5 protein-coding genes and 1 pseudogene are annotated in these 6,608 nt (G+C 64.0%); 1 reads left to right on the forward strand and 5 read right to left on the reverse strand.

The window, feature by feature from the left end:
* Position 1 precedes the first annotated feature (1 nt).
* Together E8F11_RS30145 and E8F11_RS01010 are read right to left on the reverse strand one after the other, a co-directional pair.
* Positions 2 to 406 (reverse strand): multicopper oxidase domain-containing protein, encoded by a 405-nt coding sequence (locus E8F11_RS30145; protein ID WP_348529753.1) that lies wholly within the window; start codon positions 404 to 406, stop codon positions 2 to 4.
* A complete protein-coding gene (locus E8F11_RS01010) occupies positions 407 to 1,585 on the reverse strand; it encodes a bilirubin oxidase (protein WP_348529754.1) in 1,179 nt (392 codons plus the stop codon).
* Positions 1,586 to 1,910: 325 nt separating this feature from the next.
* Between E8F11_RS01010 and E8F11_RS01015 the strand changes: the two genes are divergently transcribed.
* Positions 1,911 to 2,621 (forward strand): lipoate--protein ligase family protein, encoded by a 711-nt coding sequence (locus E8F11_RS01015; RefSeq protein WP_280286944.1) that lies wholly within the window; start codon positions 1,911 to 1,913, stop codon positions 2,619 to 2,621.
* A 461-nt stretch (positions 2,622 to 3,082) separates the two neighbouring features.
* Here E8F11_RS01015 and E8F11_RS01020 read toward each other — a convergent pair whose 3' ends face one another.
* The 3 genes and pseudogenes from E8F11_RS01020 to E8F11_RS01030 form a co-directional block, all read right to left on the reverse strand.
* A complete protein-coding gene (locus E8F11_RS01020; protein WP_280286945.1) occupies positions 3,083 to 4,312 on the reverse strand; it encodes a DUF3422 domain-containing protein in 1,230 nt (409 codons plus the stop codon).
* Between the two features lie 179 nt (positions 4,313 to 4,491).
* A pseudogene (locus E8F11_RS01025) lies at positions 4,492 to 4,695 on the reverse strand (hypothetical protein); the annotation flags it as partial.
* Between the two features lie 21 nt (positions 4,696 to 4,716).
* Complete coding sequence (locus E8F11_RS01030) at positions 4,717 to 6,042, reverse strand: hypothetical protein (protein WP_280286946.1); 1,326 nt, start codon at positions 6,040 to 6,042, stop codon at positions 4,717 to 4,719.
* Positions 6,043 to 6,608 lie beyond the last annotated feature (566 nt).

Below are 6,608 nucleotides of genomic sequence, written 5' to 3' on the forward strand. Positions count from 1 at the left end.
CTCAGCTGATGCCGCACCCGGCTGGCGGCTCGGGCGGCGTGTCGTCCTCGATGTCCCAGCGCAGCATCATGCCGTGGTCCTCGTGGATCACGTTGTGGCAGTGCATGACGTACTTGCCGGTGAAGTCGCGGAAGCGCAGGAACACCCTGACCGCCTCGTTCTTGCCGAGCACATAGACGTCCTTGCGCCCTCGCTCGTGTTCCGGAATGGCAACGGGGATGCCGTTGACCGTCTTGCTCAGGATGCGGCCTTCCTCGAAGTGGATATGCACCGGGTGCTGCCAGCCACCGCTCTCGTTGACCAGCTCCCAGACCTCGCACTCGCCCTTGTCGATCTTGGCACTGGTGTCGAGGATGTTTTCCGGCTTGCCGTTGATGGCCCACTCGCCACCCTTGCGGTCGAACACCTAGCGGCGCACCTTGGCCCGGGCGATTTCCTCGTCGCACAGCGGGCGCAGTGGCCGCAGCACATCGGGTATCTGGCTGAGGTCCTGTTCCGGCGGGTCGCGGTCCACCACCAGCTTGAGCACCCTGGTGCCGGAACCGTCGACCTTGTCCGGGCCGCGCGTCGTGTCCTGCACCAGGCGGTTGGTGAGGTAGAGTTCGGTGCCTATGGGGTACCTGGAGAAGTCCACCACCAGGTCCGCGCGCTCGGCCACGCCCAGGCGCACCTTGCCCATGTTGCGGATGGGGGCGGGCAGCAGGTTGCCGTCGTTGGCGATGTAGGCGAAGGTCTGCGCCTTGCCCTTGCTGTCGTTCAGGTAGAACTCGTAGAAGCGCGAGGGACCGGCATTGAGCAGGCGCAGCCGGTACTTGCGCCGGGCGACCCGCAGCACGGGCTCGATCTTGCCGTTGACCAGGATCTTGTCGCCCAGGGTGCCGTCGGGGCTGAAGCGGTCGAAGACCAACTGGCCCTTCGAGTCGAAACGCATGTCGTTGAAACTTAGCGTGTAGTCGTACGGGTAGCTGGGCAGGCGCAGGGCCTCGGGGTTCGGGTCCTTCTCGTCGCCGGAGTCCAGGTGGTCGAAAAGCAGGTAGAAACCGAACATCCCGCGTACCACGTTCTGCGAAGTGGCCTGCCAGGTGTGGTCGTGGAACCACAGGGTGCGGAGGGCCTCGCGGTAGTCGCCGATGCCGTTCTGCATCTCGTCCAGGCCAGCGTAGACGTTGGGGTAGAAGTGGTCCTTGTATTCCCCCTTGTAGTCCAGGGTCAGGCCCTGCTTCGCGGCACTGAAGAAGTCGCCGGGAAATCCGTCACTTTCCGAAGGGCAGTGCAGGTTGTGCAGATGCACCGAGATGTAGGGGACGCCCACGCCCTTGTGATCCTGCGGCAGCTTGCAGTGGAAGCGGCAGAGCACCGGCTTGCCGTAGCGGGCGAAGATCACCGGACTGAAGCTTTCCGCGGTGGAGTCCGCAGCGCGGTAGCTCCAGACTTTGGTTTCCGGCAGGTCCGGGTGGGCCTTCCAGGGGCGCTCCACCACATTGATCTCGTCGAGGGTGTGTGGGTCTTCCTGGTGTCGGGTGTCGTCGTCTGCCGGTTTTCTGGTGACGAGCGTTTCCCCTGAAATCAAGCGATTGATCTTCACGGCTGCGGTTCTCCACAGCTTGAGTGGCGGTGAATTTTTCGATCGCTCTGACCGCTTCAGGAGCACCTCGCACCGGTTGGCCTTATTGGCTCTTTGCTGAGTGCCGGTGAAGGCGTGTTACATCGCTCTTGAAACGGGTTGAAACAAACTTATAAGAGACGATGCCCGGGTGCCATCATTCATCCGGGTGAAAACCGCTCCTGGCGGATTAGCGGCCCAAGCAGGGGGACGAGTGGCAGGAAAGTGCAAACGTATTAATGGCTTGGTGCGGCCAAGCTTTGCCTTCGGCAAGCCGCTGTAAATTTGACGGAACTGGAGAGGACTCATGCAGCAGATTTCACGCTTCGCGGTAATCGAAGGCCTGGACGCGGAGCGCCACTTGCTGGACCGCGTCCAGCAGGGCGAATTGGAATGCGGGCTGCTGCTCTGGCGGCCAACCGAGGCGGCACTGGTGATGCCGCAGCGGATGAGCCGGCTGGCCGGCTTCGCTGCCGCCGAAGCCGAATGCGTGGCCCTCGGCTGGCCGATTGCGCTGCGAGACAGCGGCGGCGAGCCGGTGCCCCAGTCACCCGCTGTGCTCAACGTGGCCCTGGCCTATGCCTTGCCGCCCCACGAAGGGGAACTGACCCGCATCGAAACCGCCTACCTGCGCCTTTGCCAACCCATGCTCGACTGGCTCGCCGACCTGGGCCTGGTAGGCGGGCTGGGCGAGGTGGACGGCGCCTTCTGCGACGGTCGCTACAACGTCAACCTGGAGGCGCGCAAGCTGGTGGGCACCGCCCAGCGCTGGCGGCGTCGCCGCGCGGACAGCCGGCACGTGGTGCTGGCCCACGCCGCGGTGCTGATGGAGAACCAGCGCGAGCCCATGGTCGAGGTGGTGAACGCCTTCTATCAGGGCTGCGGCCTGGAGGCCCGCTGCCGCGCCAGCAGCCACATCGCCCTGGATGAATGCGCGGGGCAGGTCTGGAGCCGCGTGGACCCGCTGCGCGAGTGCTATCGCCGAACCCTGGCCGAAGCGGGGATGGCGCTGGATTGAATGGGCTGGAGGAGAGCAGGGGAAGACGGAGCGACAGGCGAATGCCAATGATTTTTCAGAATCTGCGAAATCGCGCTTGACTATGAAATGAGAATCGTTATTATTCAAACCACTGGCCTCGCGGCCAGTTGGATAAGCTGACAAGCCCAGATTTCGGACTCATCAGATTATCTCCTCATCAGGCTAATCACGGTTATTGACCCGGCACTTTGCCGGGTCTTTTTTTGCCTGCTCTTTTTCCATCCGATGAGCGCTTCACTGCCAAGCCCCGTAGGGTGGATCACGCTTCATCGATCCACCATCGGTGCCGGGCTCGGCCTCGCTGGTGGGTGTGAAAAGCGACATCCACCCTACGGCACTGGGATTTGTAGGATGGGTCGAGCCCTGCGATACCCATCGCTGCGGAATTGATGGGTATCGCTTCGCTCCACCCATCCTACCGAGGCGTCTGGTCGATGGGATCAATGCCCCTTCGCCTTCCTGATTCGCAGGAAGATGCCGCCCAGAATCAGCACCACCACCGGCGTCATCACCAGGATCGCGGTCTTCGCCGAGACATCCAGCCCGAGGGTGTGCAGGCCACCGTAGAACAGCTTGAACAGGCTCAGCAGGTAGTAGCTGATGGCGATGATGGACAGGCCTTCCACCGCCCTCTGGATCTTGATCTGGGTGTCGGCGCGGGCATTCAGGCTGCGCAGGATCTCGGAGTTCTGCTCCTCCACTTCCACCTGCACCCGCGCCTGCAGCAGGTCGCCCAGGTTGGCAACGCTCTGGCCCAGGCGCACCAGGCGCTGGTCGGTGGCGGTGCAGTAGCGCACGGTGGGGCGGAAGCGCCGATCGATGAACACGCCCAGGCGCTGGCAGTCGCCGACGTGGGTTTCGCGCAACTCGTTGACGCGCTCGAAGACGATCTGCGCGTAGGCCTCGGTGGCGCTGAAGCGCTGCCGGGTGCGTGCGGTGCTACGCACGATGCGCGCCGAGAGGGCGGCGATATCGGCCGACAGTGCCTTGGCGCTGCTCTTGCCCTCGGCATTGCGGTCGGACAGGGTGGTCAGTTCCTTGTCGTACTCCTTCAGCTGCAGGCTTACCGCCTGGGCCACCGGCAGGGTGAGGGAGGCCATCATGCGATAGGTCTCGATCTCCAGCAGGCGGCGGATCATGCGGCCCAGCCGGTAGGCATTGAGCCGGCGGTTGACCAGGAGGATGCGGTTAACCCCTTCCTCGGTCAGGCGGAAGTCCGACCAGGCGGCGGCATCGCCACCGCCCAGGTTGGAACCCGAAGGGTCCTTGAAGCCATAGGCACTGGGGTCACCGGCCCAGTTCGCTTCGGATTCCACCAGCACCTGGTCGGCGTTGATCAGCAGATGGCGATGGTCCGCCACCAGGCTTTCCAGTGCTTCGGGCAGCGGCGGCCAGTATTCGCCACCGGAGACGCGGGGCACGACCAGGGTGAGGGTGAAGAACTCGGTGTGGCGCTCCCATTTCAGGGTGTTCTCGCCCAGGCGCAACAGGCCCTGGGAGCCGTTGGTGGTCAGGGGCGCGTCGGCGGCCTGATTGAGGCGCTCGACCAGGGCGTCGCAGACGTCCTCGGTATCGGCGAAGGCGAAGTGGTAGACGTGGGCCGGATCGCGGAAATAGATCGACGGGCGCGAGTGCAGCTCGTTGTGCAGGGCTTTGCGGAGTGTGTGCATGGAGACTTCTGCGAGCAGGGAGGTTTTTCTGAATGACGCGACCTGCCCGGGCGTTGGTCACACCTTTGTGGCGGAAGGCTGGGGTGCCACCGACCAGTCGGGGCGGGTAACCCTTCAGATCGGTGGCGACGGGGAGTGGCAGCGAGGCTGCCCTTGGACACGAAGAGACCTTGTGGGTCTCAGACGCGAAACTGCTGCATCAGCCCTTGCTGATGTTTGGCCAGCTCATTGAGTTGGCGACTGACCCGTGCCGACTGCTCGGCCTGGCCGGAGAGCGACTCGGTGACGACGCGGATGGCCTCGACATTTCGATTGATCTCTTCTGCGACGCTGCTTTGTTCCTCGGCGGCACTGGCAATCTGCAAATTCATTTCGCTGATCAGGTTGCGCCGCCCCGGGCAGGGTTAGAACATGCTGACGAACACCAGCTGGCTGTAGAGGTTGCGGTCGTCGCCGCCGATCTGGGTGCCACCTTCGTCGGCGCTCCTGTCCGGCTGGTAGAGGCCGACCAGGGGCATGACGATCAGGTTGTCGCTCACCGCCCATTCGGCGTAGAGGTCCAGCTCGCGGCCATCGAAGTTGCCGAGGTCGCGGTCCAGGGTGTTGAAGTCGAACCAGAGCGCGCCGAGGCTCAGGTTCTCCAGCGGCGAGACCTTGAAGGCGACGTGGTGGATCTGGGTGTTGGTGTTGAAGGGGCCGGCGTAGTTGGATGCCACCTCACCCTGGAACCAGGTGCCGTAGCCGCGGCTGAAGCCGGTGAACAGCGGATCGAAGCCCTCGGAGTAGCGGCTGTAGCGGTAGCTGACGTACGGGCTCCAGGCCACATCGGCGAAGGTCCAGCCGGCTTCCAGGTACCAGGCGTTTTCGTCGTCGACGTCCTTCTTGTTCTGCCAGGCGTATTCGCCGGAGAGGAACAGGTTCTCCACGCCAGCGTTGCCCTGGCCGCGCACGCTGTAGGTCTTCATGCCGTCGCGCTCGGCCTGGAACGGGCTGGCGAATTCTTCGTCGACGTCGCTGATATCGATGGCGGTCAGGCCCAGGGTGCCGGCCTCGGACACGTGCTCCAGGTTACCCACCAGCATCTCGGTCTTGGCCTGGGCGCGGTTGTCGGACTTCAGCCACATCAGGTCGCCACGCAGGCCGTCCTTGCCGCCGAGGCGCAGCACGGCGGTCTGGTCGAAGGCCTTGCGTGCCGCCAGCCAGTAGGCGCCGCCACGGTTGAACTCACCGTCGGCAAGGCCCTTGCCGAAGTTCAGGGCGTCGCCGTTGATGAGGAAACCATCGCCGATCATGAGGTTCTGCCGGCCGAAGGAGACGTCCACGCCATCCTCGCCCAGGGCTTCGAACAGCTGGCCGGAACGCCAGCCGAGGTAGGCGTCCTCGATCTTGGTGGTGCGCTCGGAGCCATCGGTGAAGCCCGCCGCGTCGCCATCGCCCCAGGTGCCGGAGCTGAGCAGGTTGAACTTGCCGTAGCCGGTGCCGGCGCCGGCCAGGCCCTGGTCGAAGCTGATGCCGTACTTGGCATAGCCCTCGCGCCAGGACGAGGAGCCCTCGCTCTTCGTACCGGTGATGGCGTAGTTCTCCTGGCTGTGGAACAGGCCGAACACGGCCTCCAGATCAGCGTTCAGGTGGGTGTCGTCATCGGCATAGAGCTCATAGGCGCCGACCTGCGCGGTGGCGCCAATCAGTAGCGCGAGGGTGGACAGACGAAACAGCGGGGACCGGAGCATGCGTGGCTTCCTTATTGTAGGTATCGGCTGCAAAGCGTTTCTGCGTCCGGATACTAAGGAGTTGCTCAACGCTGGCCTTGTGCCCGCTTGCCAAGGGCTTGATGCTGCGTGCCAGATTGGCGAGCTGCCAGATTGGAAGGCTATGTCTGCATTCAGTGTTGCTAGGAGGTCCGTAGCCAAGCTGATTGTCGAGCGGGCTTCGGCTTTTTGTTTCGCCTCCCGGCGAGTCACTTCTGGCAGTCGCCCCAGAAGTAACCAAGAGGGCTTGCCCCTGCATCCGGGTCCGGCTGCGCCGGACTCCCCTCGCTCCATCGTTGCGCCGGGGGCCCGGCGTGAGGGGCCATCCATGGCCCCGCACGCCTCTCGCGGCATCCATGCCGCTCGTCCCTCTCTGCAACGATTACGCTCGGCCTCCTGACGGGGCGGGGTCCTTGCCTCACTTCTTTCGCACGGGTTAAGGCAACGACTGGGCATCAGGATTGCTGCTCCCTGACAGGCGCGAGTCACCCCTCTACCGCTTGCGGGGCGAAGAGGCACGCTTTCGGAAGCACCGCTTCCGGTGCTGA

The sequence above is a fragment of the Pseudomonas sp. BN417 genome (assembly GCF_029871205.1).
In the GTDB taxonomy this organism is placed as follows: Bacteria; Pseudomonadota; Gammaproteobacteria; order Pseudomonadales; family Pseudomonadaceae; genus Metapseudomonas.

Coding starts and splice junctions, on each gene's coding strand:
- E8F11_RS01015 (WP_280286944.1), top strand. CDS start 1,911: ATGCAGCAGATTTCACGCTTCGCGGTAATCGAAGGCCTGGACGCGGAG.
- E8F11_RS01030 (WP_280286946.1), bottom strand. CDS start 6,042: ATGCTCCGGTCCCCGCTGTTTCGTCTGTCCACCCTCGCGCTACTGATT.
- E8F11_RS01020 (WP_280286945.1), bottom strand. CDS start 4,312: ATGCACACACTCCGCAAAGCCCTGCACAACGAGCTGCACTCGCGCCCG.